The following is a 23380-nucleotide window of genomic DNA, read 5'->3' as shown; positions in this document are numbered from 1 at the left end:
CTTTCATGACAGCTCCCCCTTGCCCATGGCGGCGTCGATCAGGTCAGCCTTTTCGCGTAAACGAATGGCCCAGTGTGTCGCCGACTCTGTTCCGGCTTCGACTTCTCGGCAGATCCAGCTAGAGGCCTTTCTCAGTTCCTGCCCGGTATCGCCAGCCAGCTTGCGGAGAAAATCGTTCTCGGCCTTGAGCTGGTCGCGCTCGGCCATAAGGTCGGCAGTTACAACCGCGCCTTGAGATGCAAGCGAGCGCAACTGCTCGGCGCGGGCGCGGATTTCCGCCACGGACATACCCTCCCGCCACCCAAGTCGAGCCTTTACCCGGCGCACCTTTCGGCTGATGTTGGGAGGCGTACAGCCGTTAACTTTCGCCAGTTCAATCTGTGAGGTTCCCGATACGAACGCGATCAGAAGATCGACATCCCCGCGGTGAATTGCAGGGTGATCGCAAAGATTCAGCTTCACGTTGGCGGCAAGTCGCTCGTTCTCCACCAGCAGCTCAAGCGCCACCTCCCCCACGGTCTTCTCACCCAGGAACTCATCCAGCGCCTCGGTGTTGCGCTTCCAGTCGGCGCAGTCGGCCCGGTATGACGCAGCTTCGGCCCAGAGCAGCTTCTGAAGTTGTTGCTTGTCGATGGTCATGTCAAAACCCTTCCTTGCCGCGCTGTGATTCCCAATCGAACGGGACCACGATCATTCCACCCTCGCGCAGCCGGTCGACGCAGCGATCACCCATGGCGGCCGGCAACTGGCTGGCTTCGAGGTTGGAGATCACCACCGTCGGGCGCTCCTGCTCGTACCGGCCGTTGATGATGGCGAACAGGGTCGTCAGCTCGAAATCGCTGGGCTGCTCCTTGCTCACGCCAACTTCGTCGAGCACCAGCAGGTCCGGGTCGATCAGGCTCGACAGAATCTCCGCCTCGCTGCGTTCGCTGTGCTTGTCGTAAGTCGCGCGGATCGCCTGCAGGATCGCGCCGACAGTGCGGTACACCGCTGTGCGTGACGTGTTGTGCAGTAACTCGTTGGCCATGCCTGCGCCGAGGTGGGTTTTCCCCGTACCGGGCTTCCCGATCAACACCATGCAGCGACCAGTCTTCAGGATCTCGTCGAAGATCTGCACGTAGTGCTGACAGAAACGGAGGGCTTTGCGCTGGCCTTCGTTACCGGCCTGGTAGTTGCCCAGGGTGCGAGCGGTAAATCGCTTCGGGATCAGGGCGTCACCCAACTTGCGGGCAAGTGCCATGCGAAGCTCCATCGCCTTGTTGGCGCGCTCAGCAGCATCGGCCTTCTCCCGGGCAATACGGCTGCACTCAGGGCAATTGCTTCTCAGCTCCCGGCCTAGCACCGAGAAGACCTTCTGCTCGTAGGCACCATGAGTTTCGCAGTCAGCAGGCTGGATGCGGGTTCCCGGTGGAAGCTCTGGAGTGGCTTGTACTGGCTCAGAGTGCATAGCTGCCGTCCTCCCGCTGGATCAGTCCGTCGGTGTAATTCCGGTCGGCAAAGCCGGTGTGGCGTGATTGCGAAGCCAGCACCGGCGCTGATTCAGCCAATCGCTTGATCACCCAGGAGGCCTTGAAACCCTGCCAGCCGGAATTCAGCGCTTCGGTGATTGCGTCGTCTGCGGTGATCCCGGCCTCGGCGCACTTGGCCAGTTCGGTGTTCACGGTTGACCAGACGGTGGCGGTCACCGCGGCGCGCTTGGCTTTGCGCTGAGTCAGCCAGTCGGCCAGCAGTTGCTCGGGGACGTTGTGCGGGTTGTCAGCCAGCAGCTGAGTCATGCCGAACGGTGCCTTGCGATCAGGCTTCGGCGGTTCGGTTTTTGGTTGGGGCGGATTAATCTCTTTCGAAGAAAGAGTTAATAGGGGTTCTTTCTTTGTATAAAGAAGGGAGTCGTCGGTTTTGGTCTGATTCGCGGCTGAGCCGATTCGGACCACTTGAGCCGAATCAGACGATATGGTCTGTTTCGGCTCTACTACGAAGATCCACTCTTTTGGATCGCAAACCCCGATGTCACCGCGCGCACCGCCTTCACGGTAGAGCACGCGTCGGCGCAGCAGGCCGGAGATAGCCTTCGATACCGTGTCAGGGTGGATGTGGGTTGCTTTAGCGATATCGACCGCTGGGATTCGATGAGCGCCCGTGCTGAAGTTCAAAGTGGCCTTTGCCACGTATAGAACGATCTTCATTTCGCGCGCCGACAAATCGATGGCCATCAAGCCATCCATCATCTGGTTGTCCATTCGGGTGAACCCCCGAGGGTTGTGTATCGGAACAATGTTTGGCATGATTTATCTCGCTTACAGCAGTAGAAGAAGCCACCCTCGTCCGGTGGCTTTTTTGTGGGTGTCAGGCAGCAGGTCTTCCGTGGTTTTCATGGAATCCGTACTTAACGTCTGCAGCTTTTCTGGCAGCTACCGCGCTATCCATGGCTTCGAAGTAGCCAAGATGGATAAACTTTCCATTCACTCGAATTCTTGCGCGCCACTTCTTTCCCTCCCTCGTAACGCCCATAACCCCTGTCGAGCTGTTGATGCGCACTTTTTGGTTCCGCAGGTTTTCCTGCCTGGTTACCTCTCTGAGGTTTTCGATCCGATTGTCAGCGCGATTACCATTGATATGATCCAGCTCTCCCGGCCAGCAGCCATGGACACAAAGCCAAATCACGCGATGGGCTTTGTAGGTTTGCCCTTGATACTGGAGCTGGACGTACCCCCAGCCGTTTACACCTCCGCAAACAGATCCGGCTCGTGCGAAATTACGGTCAATCCGATTCACCAGCTTTCCATCGACCACTTTAAAAAGCCGTCTCGCCTCTTGAGCTGTCATTTGCATGTCAGGCGACCTTCACAGAGGCTTTCAGCTGTGCCAGAGCGCTTTCGGCGTGGTCGATCTCGCGCAGGATTCGAGCGCGCTCAACCTGATCTACCCGACCATCAGCCATCGCCGCATGCGTCTCAACAGTGACCTCGGCGAACTCAAGCGTTGCACGCCCAAGAGCGTCATGAATGTCGATCGCCATGGGCTGATCAGTCTTCACGATCGAATAACCGAACTCGCCAGCCAGCGCCGCCAATGGACGCATGTCCTCGGTATGCAGCAGCAGGGAGTACAGATGCTTCACGTTGAACCAGGCGCCGTCGTAGTTCGCGTTCGCGCGCTGGAGCAAGCTCACCGGCGGCATGCTCATCAACGTGGCGAGATTCTTGGTATTCGCCTCTTCGACAGAGGTGTCGCAAGCCCTCAGAAAATCCTGCATACCTAAAACCTCGAAATTCTTTACGTGGCGCCCTGCAGGTGCAGAGGCGATCATTTGCTCAATGGAACGGCGGACAGGAGTGTCAGGCGGCGCCGCGTAGGACTTTGTGCGCTAGGTCGAGAAGATCCGGTCGCAAACCTGCGATGGTGATCTCTCCACCTGAAGCGTCCTGAAGGCGCTCTGCCAGATCGGCCGAGGCTTTTCGGTGACCGCCTGCCAGCTGCCACAGGTGCCCTACCGTCGTCTTGGCAGCGGCAGCCACTGACTGGCGCCGTTCGTTTGAAGCGCTGGCGAGCCAGTCACGCAGATGGTCATTCATGGGATCTCTCCTTAAACATAGGAGAAATTTAGCTTATGGCTAATATCGTAGCAAGGAATATTTAGCTGTGAGCACATTTAGCATTGAGCTAAACGCTGGCATTCTTGCCCGCATGGATATTTATGCGATTCGTAAACAGCAACTGATCAGCCTCATAGGAAACCAGCGAAAAGGCGCGTGCGCCGAGCGCTGGGGAATGGCGCCTGCGCACCTGAGTCAGATTTTGTCGGACAAGACGGCGAAGAATTTGGGAGACGACGTAGCGCGGAGAATCGAGGCGATTGAGGGGCTGCCCAGAGGTTGGTTTGACTCCATATCGCCTGGTGAGTCGATAACTCCAGCTGACGAGCTGACTTCGAGCGATCACGCAAGCGAGACATCCGCGCAGACTGCGGCTGACCAGATAAAGCAGATGCTTTCGAAGGTCAAAGGGTTATCGAGCACCGCTCGTGACAGGATCATTGCGGCCGCTGACGAGTCGAGTAACGTCATAACCGTAGACTTCTCTCGCCCTGGTCAGGTCGGCGATGAGGTGTGGATTGCCCACTACGACGTGCGTGCGGCGATGGGCGGCGGACAGATACCGCACGAATATCCGGAAATGCTCCAGGACATAAGGGTCAGCCCCAAGCACCTGCGCGACCTGGGCCTTACCTTCAAAGAACACTTTCACCTGAAGATGATCACCGGGTGGGGCCAGTCCATGGCGCCCACGATCAAAGACCGCGACCCGCTGCTCGTGGACATCACGATCAGGGAGTTCACGGGTGATGGCATCTACCTCTTCTCCCACGACGAGATGCTGTACGTGAAGCGCCTGCAAAAGAAAGGCAAGGATCGCTTCAAGATGATCTCCGACAACAAGCACCACGATCCCGAGGACATTCGGGTGGATGACACACACATCCTGGCTCGAGTGCTTTATGTGTGGAATGGACAACCGGTATGAAGCCATACCCCGCGATAATCCCAGCCAACAGTCACGATCCTAAAGACTCTGCAGCCCGGCTCAAGTCGTCTTTTGGCTCAAAAAAGATGCGTTATCTGGATGCGGAGCACCAGCTCAGAGGCATCATGCCCCCTATCGGACAACAAAAAATAATTTCGCCAGGGTTGCCGTCGCACGTAGTTCTATTAATCCGTAATGAGCGAAGAGTTTAGCCGAATGTAATTCATGGAGATTTAGAGCATGGAGGGTCACAGTGGCAGATCAAAAAAAATCACATTCCGATAGCGTCTCGCTCGCAGGGTTTTACTACGGCGTAGCTGGTACTTTTTTGGGCGCCGCAGGTATCGCTTTGTCTGTCTACTACTCAAATTCCGGAGAGAAAAATTTATGGCTAAGTCTTTCTGGATGGATATCGGCAATTCTCATAGGCACATTTCTAACACGACTATGTTTCAAGTTAATTGAGATAAATGGAGTGTTAAGCCATACCGCTGCTGAGCAGGCGCAAAACTCAATAGAACTAGCGGCGAGAGTTGGCGAGCTGGAATATGCAAACGATAGACTTACTGAAATTGGATCATATGTGATAGCTACAGCTACGAAGAGTGCCGTGAAACCGCGACAACGCGTAACCCCAGGCTCTAAAAAAGCTTCAGCGCACTCTCCCAAAGAGCAAAGGATTGAATCTGAGGATATGATTGATGAAAATTGACTTTAACGATTACACCTATTATCCAAACCTGCGAAGCCGGCCAGCTGAAGTTAAAGGTTTCGGGGAGCTTTCTGACTCATGTAAAGATGCCGTAATCCCTCTGTTCACTCTTGGTGTATGGCCACGACAAACTGATACTGTCACATCTCTAAGAGAAGTCATTTCAGCTTGTAATGGTAGGCCTTTTGCTTTAGACCTGACCACAGATCCGAGCTACCTAACCAAGGATATTTTTGAGCTTAGAAACCCAGATTCAGATTTTAAAAACTGGAGGAATTTCGTTAGCAAAATTGATTACCCGATAATTCCAGTAATTCAAATAACTGATGATTCAAAAATATCTCAAGTGATCCGACAGGCTCGCGCTTTTGAAAATGCCGGGCTAGGGAAAATTGTTTTTAAGATTAGTAGTTTTAGCAGCCAGACAAATAACGTAATTGCGGCACTGTCAGCTCTTGACTCTTCGGACAATGCACTTGTAATAATTGATGCAGGTTATATTAGAGATACCCTTCACGCTTCGCTTGCCGGAACTGTGACCTTGATAAACGCCATCAGGGACGAAGTAGATAGCGCAATCATAAGCGTCGCATCAACTAGCTTTCCATCCTCCGTAATGCCATTTATAGATGTCAATAGCAAGGGAAAAACCGGAGTAATTGACATCATGGAGACGAAACTCCATGCCGCGATAGGCAGAGAGGCTGTAATCTATGGCGACCATGGATCTATCCACTCAAGAGTATATACAACTTCCGGCGGGAGATTTATCGCTCGAATTGATTACCCCCTAAACGATGCTTGGGTGTTTGAGCGGCGCTCAGACACCAATTCACAAGGGTACATTTCAGCGGCCGAGGATATTATCGATGCATTTCCTGAGATAGCAGATGATGATACATGGGGAGCGAAGAAAATTATGAAAGCAGCACAAGGTGAGATCGACAATATGAAAACTCCCGCGTCATGGATCGCCGCCCGAGTTAACATGCATATTAGTCGACAGATAGACTTGAACAGCAAAAGTCAGTCTGACGAAGAAGACTTCGACGACTTTGATTTCTGAGTCTTTCGACGTATCAACACTGATTGAGGCATCTCAAGTTCGAGAGTCTCAATCCCTTCACCCAACACGCTGAAGTCTATCTTCTTTTCAGCACGCTGAGCTGGATGGTACCCTTCGCTATACATAGCAACCTGACGCTCGAGATTAACCCGAATTGTTGCGCTTTTGCTGAGCAGATCAAGGCACGCCTCAGTCGTACAGACCTTTCGTTCATTTAAGAAATTCCTGAATGAACCACTATACCTTTGCTTGATGCAGTCTAAAACATATGATCGTAGCTGTTTTGAACCTCTAAACCCGCAGGCGCTGACCAGATCGGACCTAAGCATTCCTGCCTGAAATGGTAAGCCACTCTGCCTTAAAAATCTTTCCAGTTCTGACTTGGTTATTAGGCTTGTGAGCTTTGAGATATCCTTAACTTCGCATATACGGCCAGGTCGAACTTGACGAATTTTTGCACGGCCCGATGCGTCGTAAACCTCGAGTATTCCAATTTCTGAAGGATAGTCCCGTTGTATCGAGCCAATAAATTTGGTCGCGGCAACGATAACGACTTTATCAAAATGCGCCTGAAAAGATTCTACTTGACCTGGTAGCCTCTTCAAAGTATCAAAATGACTTTTTATCTCAAAGCCATATAGGCGACCATTAGCAACGGCGATATCCGCTCGTCGAGACCAGTTGGCTACAACCATCTCGTTAACAATAACCGCGTCATTAACCATGCCTTTGTCAAAAAGCCAGTCAATAAGAACCGCTTTTATCTCTTTCTCGGAAAACACTGAGCAGAGACTCCTAAAATTAGAAACATTTGAAACTCAACTCGATGATGGCTTGGAGCCACCAACCTTGTTTGCTATTATCACATTTATACTTACCTAAGAGTAGCCGTTCTCGGCAACTCCGCTAGAATGGCGCCGCTTCCTCCTCGCGCTCAAGCTCAGCCTCTACCCTCCCCGCTACATCGACTTCCTGCTGCTCCCATCTCACTGTCACGCTTCCGTCGTCATTGTGCGTTAGTTCGAGTTCGTCCGTGTCAGCGATCACGCTCAGCACCTCTTCCCACTCCCGATCCCCGTCCGTGTCCAGGCGATGAATCGTCACCCAGCGCTGAGCCTGGGCTACAGGGTGATTGATCATCGATGACACGCGCAGCGCAAGGCGCTCCATGCCGCTCATTTCTTGCCTTGCTGACGGCGCCACCTGCTTCTTTGCCATGAAATCCCCTCCCAGTTAAATACTGTATATATATACAGATAATGGAAAATCTTAGCTCACTGCTAACTGTGGCGTAAAGCGGTTGTAGACCTCATCCATAGGCTCGGCGAGACCTGGCAGATCGAAATAATTTCGCCTGACGCTAAATATTTAGCTTGGAGCTATTGACGATATTTTAGCTTGAGGCTAAATTAACTCCATCGCAGCGACACACAGCCACTGCGAAGGGCCTCACCGCCCGCCGCTCTTTAACAGCACGGGAACCTCGCAGATCGATCCCCAGTAATGGGCACAGCGCGAGCAATAAATTCGATCTCCACGCCAGCTCTGGAACTGGCCGTGCTCACCAGATGTGAGTACGCGAAACCACGCAAGCCGGTCGGCGAAGAACACCGTCCACGAAATGTGTGACGCCGGCCAGAGATATGAATCGGGCGATGCGCGTGGTGGAGATGAAACACCCACAGATTTACTGATGCCGCTTCGATGAGGCGGCATTGGAAATCAACGGAGGAATGTATGAGCCAGCTCAATAGAGAGGACTTTTTGTCCTCGGAGATTTCCAGCTACGAAGAGTTGTTGGCCAAAAGCCTTCAGCTTCAGGACCGCGTAAAGGAAACGACTGCCTCCCTAGAGGCTGCATATTCCGGCGTGATCAACGCCAAGCATGTGTTTGAAGAGATCAAGAAAGAAAACATCGAAGAGCTTCGGGTATTCAGGCAGACGGTTACTCGCGAAGCTGCCGAGATCACCCAGGCAATCAAGCAACTGAAATCAACCCTCGATGCAAAAAGCCTCTCCGAACTCAGGGAATACGTCGGCCTCTGTGAGCGCCTGAAGGCTCTCCAAGACGCAGGTTTCAAATTCCCCGGCTGAACAACCAGCGCCACGACAGCCTGTCGTTAACTGCCCGGTCCTATCTATGAGAGCGCATCGGATATAGCTCGGCCTTCTGCGTGATAGCAGGGTGGCCACCTTGTCCCGAGCCTGAGCGGATCTTGTCGCGGCGTAGACGGGCAACACTCGGAGGGATTCGAGCTATATCCGATGCGGACGAAACTGCGGCCTATAACCGCCCACCTGCATCACCACCGTCCTGTTCGACCTGGCTTCGGCCACACAGAGCGCAGGAGCCGGACAGCGTAACCGGCACCCTTCCCCATCTCTACCCGTCAGCACTCCTCCCCCGCGCCCATCGGCAACCAGCGGGAGGAAGGAGTGTTGAACGAATACAGGTGAACCAACGAATGGGCTAAGTGCCACGGGCAATTAGCATGGCATCGGCGACTTGGTAGGCCCGCTTGGACAGGCCAGAAGCTCCAACAGATTGATCAAGACCATGACACGACAACCAGCTCTGCATGGCCTTAGCCGCGAAATAATCGCGAAGAGTCATGCCGGTACAACCGTGGGTATAGGTCCCATCGTCGTGAAAGGTGTCGCTGTGGGGAAACGCTGCTCCGGTGCACTCTTTCATGGTGTTCTCCATAGGGCTGGATAAACCTAAGACATTAATGTTTTGAGGTGCCTTGAGCCTACGCGTTCCGCTTCCCATCCAAAAAACTCGGAGGTCGCCATGAGCGATAAACAATTCGATTGCCCGCAGTGTGGCGAGCCGACAGAAACGCTTCATGAAGGCTACTGCGAGCAATGCTGCACCGGGAATCAGGCTGCGATGGATGATCACAATTTCCAGCATGACCGCTGGACGCAGCTGAGCGACAGCCAGCGCGCTTCCGAAATCAATCGGGCCCACCGAATAACGCCACCCTGGAGGCGACCATGATCCAAAGTCAGCACGCTTACTGTGATGTAGCGCTCGCAATGAACCAGCGCCGCAATATGTCCTTGGCCCTTTGTCTTGGGCTGGTCGGCTCCAGCGCCCCGAAGGCCTCGCCGCTGTTTCGGGTGATCCCGGCCGGCAATGAGTTCTTCCACGTCGTCGACTCGTCCACCGGCAAGGTGAAGGGGTTCCGTCGCGATCACAACGAAGCCTGCGTTCTGGCACGGCGCCTTGAAGGAATTGAATCATGATCGACTTTCTCGACACGCCAGAGGGGCCTGACTGGCTCCACGACGCAATCAATTCGCTGATCTGCGGCGACAACGTCACGGCACCCCGGGCGCACGGCAAGTCGGTCGCCCTGGTCACTCCTCAGTCGTTGTGGGAGGCGCTGGCCGAACACCTCGGCGCCCAGGAGCACATTGCGCCTCTGCTCACCGACAATCGTGAATACCCCATCGAGCGCATGATCTGCGGAGTTATCGCAGACGGCCGACGCTTACACGGCACCATCTACGATCTTGCGATTGCAGCGATTGGGCAGCCTAGAGGCATCCACCCTACTGCGCTGCATGATGTGGCCGAAGCGCTGATCAGGCCGTACGCCAACGAATACGGCCGGGCCCGCGCCGAAGAGCTGGCCGCGGATCGCGCCGCCGACTTGGCTGAGCAGCGTAAGGCTGACGCGGCGTGACATCAGGTCAGCGCCCTCGCTGATCGAATCACTCAATAGGTGAACACCATGCAAAAGCATACCCCTGCACCGTGGACCGTCCGCGAGGTGCAACACAGCAACGTGCCCGGCCAACGAGCTTTCGCCATCGACTTCAACGAGGACCAAGAACAGGTCGTTGATTGGGTCTACGAAGAGGCCGACGCCAAGCTGATCGCCCAAGCACCGGGCCTTCTGGCGGACCTGATTGTCGCCGCCGGTACGCTTCGCCATTACGAGGCCTTGCACCGCGCCAAGGGCACCGCCGAGAGCACAGAGAAAGCCGAGGTGAACGCCGGTCTTGCTGCACGCTTCGAAAAAACCATCGCCAAAGCCACCCAATAACCCCCTTCACAGCGCCCCTCTCCGGTGGCGCGGAGAGAACTCATGTCTACGAATACGAACACCCGTATTTGGGATCAGGTCGATGTAACCGATCCAAGCGCAACCAAGAATTTCACCGGCATGGGCGGATTCAATGGGACCGCCATCAAGCCCACCTATCTGATGCACAAGGCGACCGAAGTGTTCGGGCCTTGCGGCGAGGGTTGGGGCTGGGTAGTGCTGGAAGATCGATTTGACGAAGGCGGACCGCTCCAGGCTCCAACAAAGGAATGGCCGGAAGCACCGCGCATCAACGCCAAGCTGCACACTCTGAAAATTGAGCTGTGGTACCTGGGGAAAGATGGGCAGAAATGCACGATCCAGCACTACGGCCACACTCCGTTTGTGTACTTCCAGAAGGGAAAAATCATGACCGACTGGGAGGCGGCCAAGAAATCGCTGACTGACGCCATTGGTAAGTGTCTCCAGCCCCTCGGCTTCGCAGCTGACATTCACATGGGCCTGTTTGACGACGACGCTTATGTCGATGCGGTGCGCGATGAAGTCGCTATCACCAAGGCCGAAGACAGGGTGACCGAAGAGGCCAGGCAGAAACAAGAGCGCCTGGACTACATCAAGTCGGTCGTCGAGACCATGCAGGGCGCCCAGTCGGCACAGGAACTCAAAAAGATCCACGACCACGCTGTTCGCAAGCTGGGCGTACGCAACGACACCACAGCGGTGTTGCGCATCAACAAAGAGCTGGACGAGCTTTCCCCCAAATTCACCCAGGAGTCAGCCGCATGACAACGCTCTATACCATTGCCGAGCAGTTCAAAGAGCTTGCCGCCCTGGCCGAGACCGCCGACGAAGACCTGGCCGTCGCCCTGCGCGACACCATGGAAGGCATCGAAGGCGAGTTTCAGGAAAAGGGAAAGGCCATCGCCATGGTCACGCTGAACATCGATGGAGACCTGGAAGCAATCCAGTCTCAGATTGATCGGCTTACCGAGCGCAAGCGAATCATCACCAATCGCAAGGAAAGCCTAAAGGAGTACCTGCGCACGAACATGGATGCAGCGGGAATCACCAAGATCACCCACCCGCTGTTCACAATCACCTGCGGCAAGGGTCGCTCTGTGGTTGTAATCGACGATAAAAAGGCAATCCCTGACGAGTTCGTCAACGTGAAGGTAACCAGCGAGCCGGACAAGGCGATGATCGCCAAGGCCATCAAGAATGGCCAGGACGTCCCAGGAGCCCACACTGAGATCGGCAAGAGTTCGATCAGCATCAAGTGAGGTCGTCATGATCAGCAACCACCTAAGCCTGGTCGAGGCACTACGGCCAGCATCGGACGAACTGGCAGCCCAGGTCGCCGAGTTTGTGGCGGCCGGCGGAAAAATCCATTTCGGCCCCGACTTTGGGCATAAACAGCCGGAGATATCCCTCCACTACCCACCAGACTTTCAGCGCGCAACCGCCAAGGAAGAAAGCAACGAACTGGTAGATAAGCTCCGTAAGCTGGCCGAAACGATGGCTATCGACGAGGTGATGACTGAGACAGGGCTGACTCGTGGAACCCTGCGGGGACTTAGCAAAAAACATCGAATCAAGTTCCAGCATGCTGTCGGCAGATGGGAGGCACCGAACAAGGTAAACCCCGAAGCAGAAGCAAAACTGGTCGAGCAGATCTACGAGTGCATGAATCAGAAAATGACACAGAACAAGGCCCGTCAGCATATTGGTATCAGCTACAAGCTGATTCAGCGCCTCATACGGGACTACAAAATCCCCTACCCGGTTGTGACGCACTCATGCGCCGCATAGCCCGCACCCAGCAACGCAAACGTCAAACCTGGCTCGCACTGCCGGCCAGCGGAATAGAAAAGGTAGGCCATGGCCGAGGAAGAGCAGCAGCCGACGACGGAAGCCCTGAAGCAGCGCCGCAAACGCGAGAAAGCGGCGTGGATGCTTCGCAGTATCACGACACCTTATGAGATTGGTGAAAAGGTGTCGCGACTATTTCAGGAAGAGAGCTTGGCTGAGTTGAGGCGGGATCCAGGTGACGAGATAATTACACCTATTGCAACTCTCTCAATCAAAAATTACGGTAGCGGCCAAAATTGCTGATGCCGACTTAAACACCTTATCAAAATATTTAACTCGTCCTGAAGCAGACGGCTGATTAAGAGAGTCAACTATTACCGCCTTCTCTTTTTTATCAAGTCGCAGAAGAGCATCCTTTAAGTAAACAGGGAACTCTTGATTCTTAGCTCGCCCCCTAACACCTGAGAAATAAATATGCCGATAACTAGCCGCATCTAAATGTCTTTCCTTCGTCATTTTCTCAAGAGCATCAGATAGCTCTCTAACAAACTTTTCCTCCAGCCTAGATCTGCTCTTCAAGCTAGCTATTGCGCTTGCAATCGCAACAACACCGCCAACAAGAGGTATTGCTGCCGCCAAAGAAATAAAGTCGTCCATTATTCATTCCTCAGCCAAAGATCAGTAAAGGGGCGCCGCTCAATAACATGATAAATAAATTTTATTATTAGATTTGCGCCAAATAGAAATGTCATAGTCCACAACGCAGAGAAATCACCGATGCTAACAGCTATATGGTTTGATGTTTGATACATAACAACACCAAACATAGCGGTATAGAATAAAGCAACAAGAACTGATACCGCGAGCATAGCTCCGTTTCGGCAAACCAATCCAGTTGAAATAGAGTACATGCTTGCCCCCAACACAGCAGAAGCAACACTGACCGTGCCAGATATAGCCCATTCTACCGCCAAGGGAATAACTGGAAGAAGCAGTGTTAACAAAACGCTTGCCAACCAGTGCTTAGTCGCTTCCAAGCGATCAATCTTGGTTTTCATATAAAACTGTCCCTATCCAGATTTTTGCTAAGCACTCGTCACACCAATTCGCTTTTCGCCACCTATCGATAGCATTTTGCCATAGAAAATAGAATTTTCCAGAGGGACAGTAAACGTTTACTTCTCGGCAAAGACCACTACTGTCGCATCCGGCCACGGAGGGCGGCGCCTGCATTGGAGAACACCATGAGAAAAAAAGGCGAAGTCACTCTGAAGTGGGAATGCGGCGCTTGCAACGAACTTCACGACTGGGAGGAGGATGCCAAGCAGTGCTGCCAGCCAGAGGTATCCGAGTGCTGGGTGTGCCCAGCTTGCGAGCAGGCCCATAGCGACAAGAAAGACGCCGAGCATTGCTGTCCAGATGCAGAGCTCGCCATCACCTGCCCGTCATGCCTCCGCGACCACGACCTGGATGAGCTGAGCTTTCACGCAGTTCGGATTGCCGGTCACTGTACCGAATGCAATCCGATGTTCACCGTTGATCAGCAGATGGCGATCCAAGACCTTCACTACCTGGGCACAGGTAAGAGCCAAAATCTATTCGCCTGAACATCCATCATTTATTACCCACCGTAAACCGGCCCGCGAAAAATCTACCGTAGTAACTTTGGCTCAAGTTTTTGCGTGAGCTCCAGAATTTTAGAGTCAAGATATACGACAGCGTCTTCATACTTCAGAGCATTGTTTTTTCTAAACCACTCCCAATGCATATTTATATTGATCACATTCTTACCACGAAGATACTTCGTAGCCTCTTCTGCTGTAAATGCATAATAATTATTAAGACACTGAGCACACCGCTCCTCAAACTTTAATATACTTTTAATTTCCGCTTGAAGGAGCGCCCCCCACATTGCTTTGCACTCTAATTCTAGGCTAACGAACTCCGCTCTAGAATCGTGAGCATTCTTAATTTCAAAATCTATTTTCTGGCGAAATAAAAACTCTGGCTCTTGGTAATTCTCAGTACCAAAATCGCTCACTTGGGCACTGCTAAACTCCGCCCACCCCCAAGCTCTCAGGATTACAGGCCTGTATTTATGAACCGAAATAGCAACTCTTCTTGCAAGATCATGATCATGTGCAGCGCCAATTTGCTTCTTCCAAGTATTAAGACCGACAGCTGCATAACAAACAGCAACAAAAGTTGCAAACACCCCAAAAATCTCAAATAGATCATGGATGCTGTCAACTTGCCAAAACCCGTCCTTTTTTAACGAAATACTGCCCCACGTAACACCTGCAAGAAATAACAGAAAGCACCATACCCAGACAACCCAATCCTTTTTCAAAACGCTCTCCAAAATCATCCACTATTCCGATTATGCCAAAGGCATGTGCTCTCGGCGAGGACCCCCTATGCACGTATTGTTCTGCAGTTACGGGAACGACTCAATCGCGCTGATCCAGTGGGCGCATGAGCGAGGCCTGGAGGATGTCGTGTGCCTCTACTCCGACACCGGCTGGTCCGCATCCTGGTGGGCCGACCGTGTAGCCCAGGGCGAGGCGCTGGCGCAAGGCTACGGATTCGCCACCGCTCGCACTGAATCGGAGGGGATGCTGGCACTGGTCAAGCGGAAACGTGGCTGGCCAGGCGCTGGTGGCCAAGGCCAGTTCTGCACCGCAGAGCTAAAGGTGCTTCCGGCTTTGGAGTGGCTCGACGCAAATGACCCGTGCAAAGAGGCAACAGCGCTGACAGGAGTTCGGCGCAGCGAGAGTAAGCATCGCTCAAATGCACCTGAGCATGTGGACGAATCCGAGCGACATGGTGGCCGGGAACTATGGCAGCCCCTGGTGCGGCACGACGATGCTATGCGTGACGCCCTACTACATTGCGCAGGCTTCGACGTACTGCCTCATCGGTCGCTTGAGTGCTACCCGTGCATCAACGCGAATATCGATGACATAAGGCTACTTTCCGAAGACCGGATTCGTCTGATCGATATCACAGAGAAAGACCTGGGCTTCACCAGGAAGGGAAAGCCCCGCGTGATGTTTCGCACGGCCCGCCGCAAAAGCGCTGTCGGCATCCGTGCTGTCGTGCAATGGGCTGCTGCGCCCAGGCCGCGCGACCAGATGGAAATGTTCCCAGCTGAGTGTGACTCAGGCTATTGCAGCGGATGAACCAGCTTCGAGCAGATATTCGTCTACTCCAACACCCAGTTCAATATGCTCGCAGACCACGACGAGTCTATTGCCTGTTTCTGCGGCGAATGATACTCGATTAGCTTTTATTCACTCAGTGGAAAAAACCAGACCAAAAAGGACGATTTATTTTTTGTGCGCATTTAAGTATTGCCTTGCGAGTTGCTTCCTCCATCTCCTGCAGATAGTCATACGAATCGACTATCTCAACTTTAAACTCCTGCGTATTTTGAATAAATCCTTCGGTATTTTCGGCAATTTTAGAAAACTTTTTTCTAGCTGTCAGATATGACTTGTAAACCAGCGTAACTTCTGAGAAATATATTGCAGACAAAGACTCTACCCTATGAATAGTAGGCTCCGACAACGCACCAACAAATTCTCCAACTTCATCTAGGCACTGCCTAAGATCAATGCTCCCCTGAGCATATTGCTTAAAAATCCTATGAACACTCTTCATATTACGAGCCTGCTTATCAAACTCTGTATATAGTTCCTCTAATTTATTTCGCAGCAACAACCTCTCTGTTTTTCTTGAGTCAAAAACCGAATTCAATATAGCAGAGGACACACCACCACCAAGAATTGCAGTAGCCAATGTAACTATGAAACTTGCATTTTCGGACATAAAGCTTCCTGCCTTCAGTTCATCACGATAGTCATGCGAGATGCAATTATGCCAATTAATTACGGCTCGGTCTGCTCCGGTATTGAGGCTGCAACACAAGCGTGGCACCCGCTGGGCATGAAGGCCGCCTGGTTCGCTGAGATTGAGCCGTTCCCCTCGGCGGTCCTGGCCCACCACTACCCCGACGTGCCGAACCATGGCGACATGACCAAGCTGGCCGCCCTGGTGCTGGCCGGCAAGATCACGGCGCCGGACGTGCTGGTCGGCGGAACCCCCTGCCAAGACTTCAGCGTTGCCGGTATGCGAGCGGGCCTCGGTGGTGAGCGAGGTCAACTGACAATTAAATTCGTGGAGTTAGCTGATGCAATTGACCATGTTCGAACTGCAAGAGGAGAAGCCGAGTGCGTCCTTACCTGGGAGAACGTCCCCGGCGTCCTCAGTGATAAAGGGAACGCCTTCGGATGCTTTCTTGGCGCGCTTGCTGGGGAAGACTGCGAGCTGCAACCTCCAGGGAAGAAATGGCAGGACGCTGGTTGTGTGTATGGACCCAAAAGAACAATCGCGTGGCGGGTCCTGGACGCCCAATATTTCGGCCTGGCCCAACGACGCCGTCGAGTCTTCGTTGTCGCAAGTGCTCGAGACGGGTTCGATCCCGCCGAGGTACTTTTTGAGCGCGAAGGCGCTCGCCGGGATAGCCCGCCGGGATGGCCGGCGAAGCTTGCACTTCACCCTACTCTCACGGCACAGGGGGGAGGCTCTCTCGATGATCGAGAGGCATATGTGCTGGAACCCGAAGGAGTGCGCCGAACCAGCGTAATTGAATGGGAACGATGCCAAGGCTTCGCCGACAATTACACGCAGATCCCCTGGCGCGGCAAGCCTGCCAGCGAGTGCCCGGACGGCCCCCGCTACAAGGCGATCGGCAACAGCAAGGCTGTCACCGTGGTTCGCTGGATCGGTAAAAGACTGCTTCGGCAACTTCAGGCATAGATGGCAACAGATGAAGTAATCAGTGGCGCAGGGTTGGTTACTCGATTTATCGCCAGCCACTGCCTTGTTTGTTGTACGTCAAATGATTGGCCTTTGTTTTTCATCGTCGCGAACAATGTGCCAGAAACCCGATAGCGCCCGCATCCGTCCTCGCAATTTCTTTCTTGATAGTCGTCGATAGGCTGAACGGTTTCAGCCGCGGCGCCGCAAATCAAACAAGCCATTTTCTGATCCTCCTTGTGAATGACCAACCAACTTTAGCTGGTCTCTCCAGATCCACCACTCCCCCGCCCGGGCATGGCCCGGCAAGGACTCCCCATGCCTACAGAAAACAAAGTCGCCGAGCCGCTGCAGGTGGAGCGCTCGACAGTAACGAAGCTGGTTATTACCGGAGCGCCACGGCTCGACCCGATAACGGTTTTCCTCGAGGACTTCGGCCGGCGCGACTGCCCGATTGAGTCGAACCCGAACTACCAGACCGCCCAGGGCAAGATCACCATCAACTGCTGGGACAAAAGCTGGAACGCCTACTGGGGTGGGATGGGCCCGCGCACCGTCGCCGAGTTCGTCGCCGACTGTGGCTGGGACTACGTCCTAAACTGCCTGGATCGTGGGATCAGCCCAACTGTATTCAGCGGAGACGCGCTTCACACCCTGGCCAAGAAGTGCATCGTCCAGCGGCGCCGGCAACAGACTGGGCGACACGACTGGGAGCTTGGCGAGTTGAGCAAAGATGAAGCCCGCGAGCTTTGGCACGACATCGACTCATTACGCAGCATCGAGAGCCCGAACGAGTGCTGGCATCACAGCAAGCTGCTGACGGAGCTGTTCGGAAATGAATGGCATTACCCAGTCGACGACAAGGCGATCGAGGAAAACCACGAATTCACATACCTGCGTCGCGTCGTTGAGGCCGTTCAGGACGCGCTACGCCAGGAACAGCAGCAAAAAGGATTTACCTCAGCGGCCCCATGACCGGCCTGCCCGGCCTCAACTTCGCGGCCTTCCACGCCATGACCACCAACCTGCGCGCCGGCGGCCACACCGTCACCAACCCCGCCGAACTCAACCCCGACGGCGGCACCTGGAACGACTGCATGCGCCGCGACATTGCCGCCCTGATGGACTGCGAAACCGTGGCCACCCTGCCCGGCTGGGAGCATTCAAAGGGTGCCCGCCTGGAAGTCCTGATCGCAGACCGCCTCGGCATGACGGTTGTGAATGCCCATGATCTGGTAACGAGAACAAATTAGTTGATCGACCAGAGAAAAACGGCTACGCCCCACACAAACCAGATTACAGCAGCGCCCCCAGCGATCCATAGAGCCAGCCCAAAAGTCCATACATAAACAACGTCCTTTTGCTTGCAATCATTTAAGACAGCTACGAATCCGCTTACCAAGAGAAAAAATAATCCGATCGTAACGAGAGAGGCTATTAATCCAACAACCCCTTGGAACATCATTTTCAGAATGGAAACGTTCTGCAGCGCCTGTTGCGTGCTGAGCCAAACAAGCGATACCCCTGTCAATGTCGCGATTGAGCTCGCAACACTGAGCATTTCAGACCATTTCACAGCACTGTTCCTTGTCTTTTATAACGCCAGATATTCTCGCATACCCACATCAATCCACATACACACAGCCGCATAACCGAATTGCGGCAAGGACGAAGTCATGCCTGAAGAAACACTCAAGCTCCAGGTGGGCCGCACCTACCGAGCCAAGAGACCAGCCAAGGCCGGTGACACCTGGAACCCATCGATAAACGACCGAACCATTACGTGGGTCGGTTCCTGTGAGGTTCAGTACGACGGCCCTTCGGTCGGGTTCGGCAAGCACTACCCGAAGGTGACCAAGGAGAAGTTTCTGGCTTGGGCCAGTCATGACGTAACTGATCAGCTTCCGCCAAACGAATACGCGAAATGGCCGCCAGCCAAGGAGTCTGCATGAGCAACATCAAGGAACGGCCGATCCTGTTCTCGGCGCCGATGGTGTGCGCCATTCTGGATGGCCGGAAGACTGTGACCCGTCGCCCGGTTAAACCTCAGCCTGAAGTGCGCGAGGTCGACATGATCGGCCCGATGCTGACGTTCAAAAACAAGCGCGGCGGCCACTGGCTTTACCCAAATGCCAAAGCTCGGATTATTGCCGACTGTCCGTACGGCAAGCCTGGTGAACGGCTATGGGTGCGCGAAACGACAGAATCGGACGAGGGCCGCAGCGACGCAGTGGTTCTTTCGCGATATGCCGCTGACCGGGCGCCAGTAATCTACCGTCATCCAGAAGGCGACGAATACGATGGCTCAGTCGCTCATTGGGACTACCCGCGCCGCTCTCGGCCTTCCATTCACATGCAACGCTGGGCCAGCCGCATCCTGCTGGAGATCACCGACGTGCGCGTCGAGCGGTTGCAGGACATCAGCGAAGACCAGGCCGAGGCCGAGGGCTGCTTCTTCACCGACTACGGCCAGCAATGCTTCCACGGCGCCACCGGCTGGAAAGACGTTGGTGATTGTCCGGCGAAGGTTGGCCACCAGCAGCGCAACGGCTGGGCCTGGGACAAGACCACCAGCCATGAGCAATGCCTTTTCACGCCGCGCTTTGCGTTCGCCAACTTGTGGAACGCCACCGGCGGCGACTGGCAAGCCAACCCGTGGGTATGGGTGGTCGAGTTCAGGCGGGTGACGCCATGATCTTGCTCACAGCACCTGCAGCCCTCTGGTTCGCCTACGTCTTCATCTACAAGGGGCCGAGGTCATGATCATCAAGATCGCTTTTGACCCAGACAACCTGAAACCAGACGATGAAGCCTACCCCGCATTCCAGGCTGGCGGCATCACGCTAAAGGTTTGGGCGCTCTACAAAAAGCACTTCATAACCTGCCAATACTTCCGGGAAAACCTGATCGCGATGGCAGAACTGTTCGAGCGAATGCTTGATATCGAAGACCACGAAGTTCTCCCGTACACAAACATTGATGAGTTCGTGGCCTACCTGGGCGCCTGTGGAATTTACGGAACAACCGCTGGCCCACGGCACAAAGAGATGGTCGGGTGGGTTGTTCGGTACTGGGACTATTTCAACCTGGCCACCCAGTGGTCTTTGACCCTTCAGTACAAAGTCGTGAAGGAGGTTGACGAAACCTTGACCATTCGCGGCTTCCACACCGCAACAGCCTAACCCCAATCCCCCTACATGCCTGCCGGTGAGCGTCGGGAAACGATGCGCACAAGTAAGTGTTCACCCAGCCAGCTGCGGCCACTCAGCGTTTGCTCTGAAGCATCTGGCCGGGTGAACGAAAGCAGATTAGCTGAAAAAACAATCGGTACATCTAAGACCACTCCTATAAATCCATAACAGAAACCCTGCCGGCGATCGGCGGGCGAGGTATTCCTGTGCTCAAACAAATTGGAAAACTAATCACTGAACCACTGCGCAAGGGCGACAAGAGCCGGCCGCTGCGCTGGCGCATGGGGATGCGGTTGAACCACATCCACAACGATCTGCACTCCAAGCACCCGAAACTCTGGAACGCCATCGTGATTACAGCGCGCACGCTGATCTGCAAGCCGTTCGGCCATCGCTGGACCAAGTTCGAGGCGGTGAAGTACGGCGATTTTGGTAACGCCAGGACCTGCAAGCTCTGCCGCATCAGTCACGGGCAGCACCGAGGCGTCGACATCTACCACGAAACCCATCGCCAGGGCGGCTGGAACAAGATCGCGAAACCCTAACCCACCTTCTGCCGCCCAGCGCGGCAAGGACACCCCATGTTCGCTATGAAACTCACCCTGATACTGCTGGGCGCTTTTCTGTACCTGGTAGGAACGCTCGGATGGTTCGGCTGGGCCGGGCCTGACCTTGTGGGCACCGGCACCACCGAGGCTTTGCTCGGCGCATTTGCCGGAACCTGTGCCTGGATGCTGATCACCTTCGGCCTGGTCATACACATCATCAAGACAGCGCGGCCCGCCGGCTCTCTCGACAAACCTGACATATAGAGGTGCATAGCATGGAAATGCAAAGCGAAACGCTTGCCGAGGAAGAGCTGGCAGCGATCACGGGCTACATGATCCCGTCCGGCCAGATCGCGTGGCTCAACCGGAACGGCTGGAAGTACGTACTGACCCGGGCAAGGCGCCCGGTAGTCGGCCGGGTCTACGCCCGCATGAAACTGGCGGGCGTGAAACCTTCAGCTGAAAACGTTGCGGCCGAAGCCTGGTCGCTGGACCTGTCAAAGGTAGGATAAAACGATGCGAGCAAAAAAGGCGGCAAACAGGGATCTGCCGCCGCGAATAATTCGGCGTGTGCGCAACTTGAAAGGCGGTAAAGAGTGGGTTGGGTACTACTACGACGGGAGGAATGAGGACGGGAAGCGGGTGGAAATCCCGCTCGGGGGTGACTTGGACATCGCCAAGGCTGAATGGGCAAAGCTCGACTGCAAGCCGGTTCCGAAGAAGAACGCTATGCTGGGCCAGGTGTTTGATCGGTACGAGCGGGAGGTCATCCCGGGAAAGGCGCCAAAGACGCAGAGCGACAACCTGCTGAGCCTGAAGCAATTGCGCAAAGCCTTCAGCGATGCGCCCATCGACGCGGTGACGCCGCAGATCATAGCCCAGTACCGAGACGGCCGAAGCGCCAAGGTGAGAGCCAACCGCGAGATCTCCCTGCTCTCGCACATCTACAACATCGCACGCGAGTGGGGGATCACCGAGAGCAACCCGGCTGCCGGCGTGCGGAAGAACAAGGAAGTGCCGCGAGACTTTTACGCAACCGAGGAAATCTGGGGCGCCGTGTATACGGTCGCGACCTCGGAGTTGCGCGACGCCATGGACCTGGCTTATTTGACTGGTCAGCGCCCGGCGGACGTGCTTTCGATGCGGGAAGCAGACGCGGTTAACGAGTTCCTGCAGGTTGCCCAGGGCAAAACTTCCAAAAAGCTACGAATCCGCCTGACTGCCGCCGGAGTTTTGAATGACTTAGGCGCACTGGTGGAGCGGTTGATAGAGCAGAGGCGTTCCCGCGGCGTGCGGAGCCCGTACCTGATTGTCACGGAGGATGGGCGACAGGTGACCAAGCCGATGCTGCGATTGCGCTTTGACGACGCCAGGGACCGGGCGATAGCGACAGCCCGCGAGAAAGGAGACGGGATTCTTGCTGCGAGCATTCGTCAGTTCCAATTCCGCGATATCCGACCGAAAGCCGCCAGCGAGATCCTCGACCTGGGTGATGCCAGTCGCCTCCTGGGGCACACGGACAAGCGCATCACGGAGACGGTCTACAGGCGTGTTGGTGAGATCGTGAAGCCGACTCGTTGATCTCAAATCTGGCTGAGTTGCGGAAACCGCATGAAATGATGCGGAAACGATCAGATGTTTCACTGCCGACATTCACAAGCCCCAGAAACGCAAAAGCCCCGCATCAGCGGGGCTTTCGTGTAAATCTTGGCGGGAAACCAGGGATTCGAACCCTGGGAACGCTATTAACGTTCGCCGGTTTTCAAGACCGGTGCATTCAACCACTCTGCCAATTTCCCTTTCGCATCACAGGATGATAGTAGCCCTTCCTGTGTCAGCGGGCGCCATAATACCCGAATGAAACACACTGTCAAACTCTCGCCATAGCTTGTTACAGAGCGTCTGTTATGATCTTTGCGACTGAACGTTTCAAAACTGAAGGAGTGTCGCCATGCGCGAACAGAATTACGCAGTGAATGGTAACGCGCAGGCTGAGCAGCTTGAAGTCAGCCGCGTGTTGCGCAACACCTACGGCTTGCTCGCCCTGACCCTCGCATTCAGCGGCGTGATGGCGTACGTGGCACAGCAGATGCGTGTTGGTTATCCGAATATCTTTGTCGTGCTGATCGGCTTCTATGGCCTGTTCTTCCTGACCAACAAGCTGCGTGACTCGGCCTGGGGCCTGGTGTCGGCGTTTGCCTTGACCGGTTTCATGGGCTTTATCCTCGGCCCGATCCTCAACCGTTACCTCGGCATGGCCGGCGGTGCCGAAGTGGTCAGTTCGGCATTTGCCATGACCGCCCTGGTGTTTGGCGGCCTGTCGGCCTATGTGCTGATCAGCCGCAAGGACATGAGCTTCCTGGGTGGTTTCATTACCGCAGGTTTCTTCGTGCTGCTGGCAGCCGTCGTAGCTGGCATGTTCTTCCAGATCAGCGGCCTGCAACTGGCGATCAGCGCGGGCTTCGTGCTGTTCTCCTCTGTGTGCATCCTGTTCCAGACCAGCGCCATCATCCATGGCGGTGAGCGTAACTACATCATGGCGACCATCAGCCTGTATGTATCGATCTACAACCTGTTCATCAGCCTGTTGCAGATCTTCGGCATCATGAGCCGTGATGACTGATCGCTAGCACCCAAAAAAATGCCCCGTATCG

Annotated in this window: 38 protein-coding genes, 1 tRNA gene and 1 pseudogene; 24 read left to right on the top strand and 16 right to left on the bottom strand. The window is 54.6% G+C overall.

What is annotated here, in order from left to right:
• Positions 1 to 3: 3 nt before the first annotated feature.
• From AC07V4_RS07280 to AC07V4_RS07255, 6 genes are all read right to left on the bottom strand, one after another.
• Positions 4 to 639 (bottom strand): hypothetical protein, encoded by a 636-nt coding sequence (locus AC07V4_RS07280; RefSeq protein ID WP_492635397.1) that lies wholly within the window; start codon positions 637 to 639, stop codon positions 4 to 6.
• 1 nt (position 640) lies between these two features.
• On the bottom strand, positions 641 to 1447 hold the full coding sequence (locus AC07V4_RS07275; protein WP_492635398.1) for an ATP-binding protein: 807 nt from the start codon (positions 1445 to 1447) through the stop codon (positions 641 to 643).
• A complete protein-coding gene (locus AC07V4_RS07270) occupies positions 1437 to 2282 on the bottom strand; it encodes a phage replication initiator YdaU family protein (protein ID WP_492635399.1) in 846 nt (281 codons plus the stop codon). Before AC07V4_RS07270 ends, AC07V4_RS07275 begins: the two co-directional genes overlap by 11 nt.
• Positions 2283 to 2343: 61 nt before the next feature.
• Entirely contained in the window at positions 2344 to 2829 is a 486-nt protein-coding gene (locus tag AC07V4_RS07265) for an HNH endonuclease signature motif containing protein (RefSeq protein ID WP_492635400.1), read from the bottom strand.
• Position 2830: 1 nt separating this feature from the next.
• The gene (locus AC07V4_RS07260; RefSeq protein ID WP_138453496.1) at positions 2831 to 3253 is read right to left on the bottom strand and encodes a phage regulatory CII family protein; all 423 of its coding nucleotides are present in this window, start codon (positions 3251 to 3253) and stop codon (positions 2831 to 2833) included.
• A gap of 82 nt (positions 3254 to 3335) precedes the next feature.
• Positions 3336 to 3572 carry a helix-turn-helix domain-containing protein gene (locus tag AC07V4_RS07255; RefSeq protein WP_017479602.1) on the bottom strand — a complete coding sequence of 79 codons (237 nt, stop codon included), beginning with the start codon at positions 3570 to 3572 and terminating at the stop codon, positions 3336 to 3338.
• A gap of 112 nt (positions 3573 to 3684) precedes the next feature.
• Here AC07V4_RS07255 and AC07V4_RS07250 point away from each other — a divergent pair, with 112 nt between their 5' ends.
• From AC07V4_RS07250 to AC07V4_RS07240, 3 genes are all read left to right on the top strand, one after another.
• On the top strand, positions 3685 to 4521 hold the full coding sequence (locus AC07V4_RS07250) for a S24 family peptidase (RefSeq protein ID WP_492635710.1): 837 nt from the start codon (positions 3685 to 3687) through the stop codon (positions 4519 to 4521).
• Between the two features lie 253 nt (positions 4522 to 4774).
• Entirely contained in the window at positions 4775 to 5233 is a 459-nt protein-coding gene (locus AC07V4_RS07245) for a hypothetical protein (protein ID WP_492635401.1), read from the top strand.
• Complete coding sequence (locus AC07V4_RS07240) at positions 5223 to 6299, top strand: beta family protein (RefSeq protein ID WP_492635402.1); 1077 nt, start codon at positions 5223 to 5225, stop codon at positions 6297 to 6299. Before AC07V4_RS07245 ends, AC07V4_RS07240 begins: the two co-directional genes overlap by 11 nt.
• Here the strand turns inward: AC07V4_RS07240 and AC07V4_RS07235 are convergent.
• Together AC07V4_RS07235 and AC07V4_RS07230 are read right to left on the bottom strand one after the other, a co-directional pair.
• Complete coding sequence (locus AC07V4_RS07235) at positions 6260 to 7081, bottom strand: sce7726 family protein (RefSeq protein WP_492635403.1); 822 nt, start codon at positions 7079 to 7081, stop codon at positions 6260 to 6262. The two genes, AC07V4_RS07240 and AC07V4_RS07235, sit on opposite strands and share 40 nt — an antisense overlap.
• Before the next feature lie 124 nt (positions 7082 to 7205).
• Entirely contained in the window at positions 7206 to 7517 is a 312-nt protein-coding gene (locus tag AC07V4_RS07230) for a DUF1654 domain-containing protein (RefSeq protein ID WP_492635404.1), read from the bottom strand.
• 519 nt (positions 7518 to 8036) lie between these two features.
• Between AC07V4_RS07230 and AC07V4_RS07225 the strand changes: the two genes are divergently transcribed.
• Positions 8037 to 8393, top strand: a complete 357-nt coding sequence (locus AC07V4_RS07225) for a hypothetical protein (RefSeq protein WP_492635405.1) — start codon at positions 8037 to 8039, stop codon at positions 8391 to 8393.
• A gap of 376 nt (positions 8394 to 8769) precedes the next feature.
• On the opposite strand, the gene AC07V4_RS07220 is transcribed toward AC07V4_RS07225, so the two are convergent.
• Complete coding sequence (locus AC07V4_RS07220) at positions 8770 to 9273, bottom strand: hypothetical protein (protein WP_492635406.1); 504 nt, start codon at positions 9271 to 9273, stop codon at positions 8770 to 8772.
• Between the two features lie 26 nt (positions 9274 to 9299).
• Here AC07V4_RS07220 and AC07V4_RS07215 point away from each other — a divergent pair, with 26 nt between their 5' ends.
• From AC07V4_RS07215 to AC07V4_RS07185, 7 genes are all read left to right on the top strand, one after another.
• Positions 9300 to 9551 (top strand): hypothetical protein, encoded by a 252-nt coding sequence (locus AC07V4_RS07215; protein ID WP_492635407.1) that lies wholly within the window; start codon positions 9300 to 9302, stop codon positions 9549 to 9551.
• Positions 9548 to 9994, top strand: coding sequence for a hypothetical protein (locus AC07V4_RS07210; RefSeq protein ID WP_492635408.1), 447 nt, complete (start codon positions 9548 to 9550; stop codon positions 9992 to 9994). Before AC07V4_RS07215 ends, AC07V4_RS07210 begins: the two co-directional genes overlap by 4 nt.
• A 48-nt stretch (positions 9995 to 10042) precedes the next feature.
• Positions 10043 to 10357, top strand: a complete 315-nt coding sequence (locus tag AC07V4_RS07205; RefSeq protein WP_492635409.1) for an XkdD/Y8K6 family phage-associated protein — start codon at positions 10043 to 10045, stop codon at positions 10355 to 10357.
• 42 nt (positions 10358 to 10399) lie between these two features.
• Positions 10400 to 11143, top strand: coding sequence for a hypothetical protein (locus AC07V4_RS07200; RefSeq protein WP_492635410.1), 744 nt, complete (start codon positions 10400 to 10402; stop codon positions 11141 to 11143).
• On the top strand, positions 11140 to 11637 hold the full coding sequence (locus AC07V4_RS07195) for a siphovirus Gp157 family protein (protein ID WP_492635411.1): 498 nt from the start codon (positions 11140 to 11142) through the stop codon (positions 11635 to 11637). Before AC07V4_RS07200 ends, AC07V4_RS07195 begins: the two co-directional genes overlap by 4 nt.
• A gap of 7 nt (positions 11638 to 11644) precedes the next feature.
• Complete coding sequence (locus AC07V4_RS07190) at positions 11645 to 12166, top strand: hypothetical protein (RefSeq protein ID WP_492635412.1); 522 nt, start codon at positions 11645 to 11647, stop codon at positions 12164 to 12166.
• Positions 12167 to 12235: 69 nt separating this feature from the next.
• A complete protein-coding gene (locus AC07V4_RS07185) occupies positions 12236 to 12469 on the top strand; it encodes a hypothetical protein (RefSeq protein WP_492635413.1) in 234 nt (77 codons plus the stop codon).
• On the opposite strand, the gene AC07V4_RS07180 is transcribed toward AC07V4_RS07185, so the two are convergent.
• Together AC07V4_RS07180 and AC07V4_RS07175 are read right to left on the bottom strand one after the other, a co-directional pair.
• Complete coding sequence (locus tag AC07V4_RS07180; RefSeq protein WP_492635414.1) at positions 12434 to 12823, bottom strand: hypothetical protein; 390 nt, start codon at positions 12821 to 12823, stop codon at positions 12434 to 12436. The genes AC07V4_RS07185 and AC07V4_RS07180 overlap by 36 nt on opposite strands.
• On the bottom strand, positions 12823 to 13224 hold the full coding sequence (locus tag AC07V4_RS07175; protein WP_492635415.1) for a hypothetical protein: 402 nt from the start codon (positions 13222 to 13224) through the stop codon (positions 12823 to 12825). Before AC07V4_RS07175 ends, AC07V4_RS07180 begins: the two co-directional genes overlap by 1 nt.
• A gap of 186 nt (positions 13225 to 13410) precedes the next feature.
• Here AC07V4_RS07175 and AC07V4_RS07170 point away from each other — a divergent pair, with 186 nt between their 5' ends.
• Positions 13411 to 13773, top strand: a complete 363-nt coding sequence (locus AC07V4_RS07170; protein ID WP_492635416.1) for a hypothetical protein — start codon at positions 13411 to 13413, stop codon at positions 13771 to 13773.
• Positions 13774 to 13817: 44 nt separating this feature from the next.
• Here AC07V4_RS07170 and AC07V4_RS07165 read toward each other — a convergent pair whose 3' ends face one another.
• Entirely contained in the window at positions 13818 to 14516 is a 699-nt protein-coding gene (locus tag AC07V4_RS07165) for a hypothetical protein (RefSeq protein WP_495029361.1), read from the bottom strand.
• Positions 14517 to 14583: 67 nt separating this feature from the next.
• Here AC07V4_RS07165 and AC07V4_RS07160 point away from each other — a divergent pair, with 67 nt between their 5' ends.
• Complete coding sequence (locus AC07V4_RS07160) at positions 14584 to 15348, top strand: phosphoadenosine phosphosulfate reductase domain-containing protein (RefSeq protein WP_492635418.1); 765 nt, start codon at positions 14584 to 14586, stop codon at positions 15346 to 15348.
• Positions 15349 to 15463: 115 nt separating this feature from the next.
• Here AC07V4_RS07160 and AC07V4_RS07155 read toward each other — a convergent pair whose 3' ends face one another.
• Positions 15464 to 15997, bottom strand: coding sequence for a hypothetical protein (locus AC07V4_RS07155; protein ID WP_492635419.1), 534 nt, complete (start codon positions 15995 to 15997; stop codon positions 15464 to 15466).
• 48 nt (positions 15998 to 16045) lie between these two features.
• Here AC07V4_RS07155 and AC07V4_RS07150 point away from each other — a divergent pair.
• Positions 16046 to 16699: pseudogene (locus AC07V4_RS07150) on the top strand (DNA cytosine methyltransferase); the annotation flags it as partial.
• A 278-nt stretch (positions 16700 to 16977) separates the two neighbouring features.
• Here AC07V4_RS07150 and AC07V4_RS07145 read toward each other — a convergent pair.
• On the bottom strand, positions 16978 to 17211 hold the full coding sequence (locus tag AC07V4_RS07145; RefSeq protein ID WP_309254776.1) for a hypothetical protein: 234 nt from the start codon (positions 17209 to 17211) through the stop codon (positions 16978 to 16980).
• A gap of 94 nt (positions 17212 to 17305) precedes the next feature.
• On the opposite strand from AC07V4_RS07145, the gene AC07V4_RS07140 reads away from it, so the two are divergent.
• Entirely contained in the window at positions 17306 to 17962 is a 657-nt protein-coding gene (locus AC07V4_RS07140; protein ID WP_492635420.1) for a phiTE_072 family protein, read from the top strand.
• Positions 17959 to 18240 (top strand): DUF4406 domain-containing protein, encoded by a 282-nt coding sequence (locus AC07V4_RS07135; protein ID WP_492635421.1) that lies wholly within the window; start codon positions 17959 to 17961, stop codon positions 18238 to 18240. Before AC07V4_RS07140 ends, AC07V4_RS07135 begins: the two co-directional genes overlap by 4 nt.
• Here the strand turns inward: AC07V4_RS07135 and AC07V4_RS07130 are convergent.
• Positions 18237 to 18563, bottom strand: coding sequence for a hypothetical protein (locus AC07V4_RS07130; RefSeq protein WP_178911548.1), 327 nt, complete (start codon positions 18561 to 18563; stop codon positions 18237 to 18239). The two genes, AC07V4_RS07135 and AC07V4_RS07130, sit on opposite strands and share 4 nt — an antisense overlap.
• A gap of 100 nt (positions 18564 to 18663) precedes the next feature.
• Here AC07V4_RS07130 and AC07V4_RS07125 point away from each other — a divergent pair, with 100 nt between their 5' ends.
• The 7 genes from AC07V4_RS07125 (at position 18664) to AC07V4_RS07095 (ending at position 22307) form a co-directional block, all read left to right on the top strand.
• On the top strand, positions 18664 to 18939 hold the full coding sequence (locus AC07V4_RS07125; RefSeq protein WP_492635422.1) for a hypothetical protein: 276 nt from the start codon (positions 18664 to 18666) through the stop codon (positions 18937 to 18939).
• The gene (locus AC07V4_RS07120; RefSeq protein ID WP_492635423.1) at positions 18936 to 19682 is read left to right on the top strand and encodes a hypothetical protein; all 747 of its coding nucleotides are present in this window, start codon (positions 18936 to 18938) and stop codon (positions 19680 to 19682) included. The genes AC07V4_RS07125 and AC07V4_RS07120 overlap by 4 nt, the downstream gene beginning before the upstream one ends.
• A 64-nt stretch (positions 19683 to 19746) precedes the next feature.
• Positions 19747 to 20169 (top strand): hypothetical protein, encoded by a 423-nt coding sequence (locus tag AC07V4_RS07115; protein WP_492635424.1) that lies wholly within the window; start codon positions 19747 to 19749, stop codon positions 20167 to 20169.
• A 215-nt stretch (positions 20170 to 20384) separates the two neighbouring features.
• Positions 20385 to 20723 (top strand): hypothetical protein, encoded by a 339-nt coding sequence (locus AC07V4_RS07110; RefSeq protein WP_492635425.1) that lies wholly within the window; start codon positions 20385 to 20387, stop codon positions 20721 to 20723.
• Positions 20724 to 20759: 36 nt separating this feature from the next.
• The gene (locus tag AC07V4_RS07105) at positions 20760 to 20990 is read left to right on the top strand and encodes a hypothetical protein (RefSeq protein ID WP_492635426.1); all 231 of its coding nucleotides are present in this window, start codon (positions 20760 to 20762) and stop codon (positions 20988 to 20990) included.
• 11 nt (positions 20991 to 21001) lie between these two features.
• Positions 21002 to 21238, top strand: coding sequence for a DUF4224 domain-containing protein (locus tag AC07V4_RS07100; protein WP_017254529.1), 237 nt, complete (start codon positions 21002 to 21004; stop codon positions 21236 to 21238).
• A gap of 4 nt (positions 21239 to 21242) precedes the next feature.
• A complete protein-coding gene (locus AC07V4_RS07095; protein WP_492635427.1) occupies positions 21243 to 22307 on the top strand; it encodes a tyrosine-type recombinase/integrase in 1065 nt (354 codons plus the stop codon).
• A 127-nt stretch (positions 22308 to 22434) separates the two neighbouring features.
• Here the strand turns inward: AC07V4_RS07095 and AC07V4_RS07090 are convergent.
• Positions 22435 to 22525: transfer RNA gene (locus AC07V4_RS07090), tRNA-Ser, on the bottom strand.
• A 152-nt stretch (positions 22526 to 22677) separates the two neighbouring features.
• Here AC07V4_RS07090 and AC07V4_RS07085 point away from each other — a divergent pair.
• Positions 22678 to 23349, top strand: a complete 672-nt coding sequence (locus tag AC07V4_RS07085) for a Bax inhibitor-1/YccA family protein (protein ID WP_053256786.1) — start codon at positions 22678 to 22680, stop codon at positions 23347 to 23349.
• The last annotated feature ends 31 nt before the right edge of the window (positions 23350 to 23380 follow it).

This window comes from Pseudomonas sp. GW821-FHT03A09, assembly GCF_059421065.1.
The sequence above is the reverse complement of the archived record's forward strand: the minus strand, read 5'-3'. Positions and strand labels throughout refer to the sequence as shown.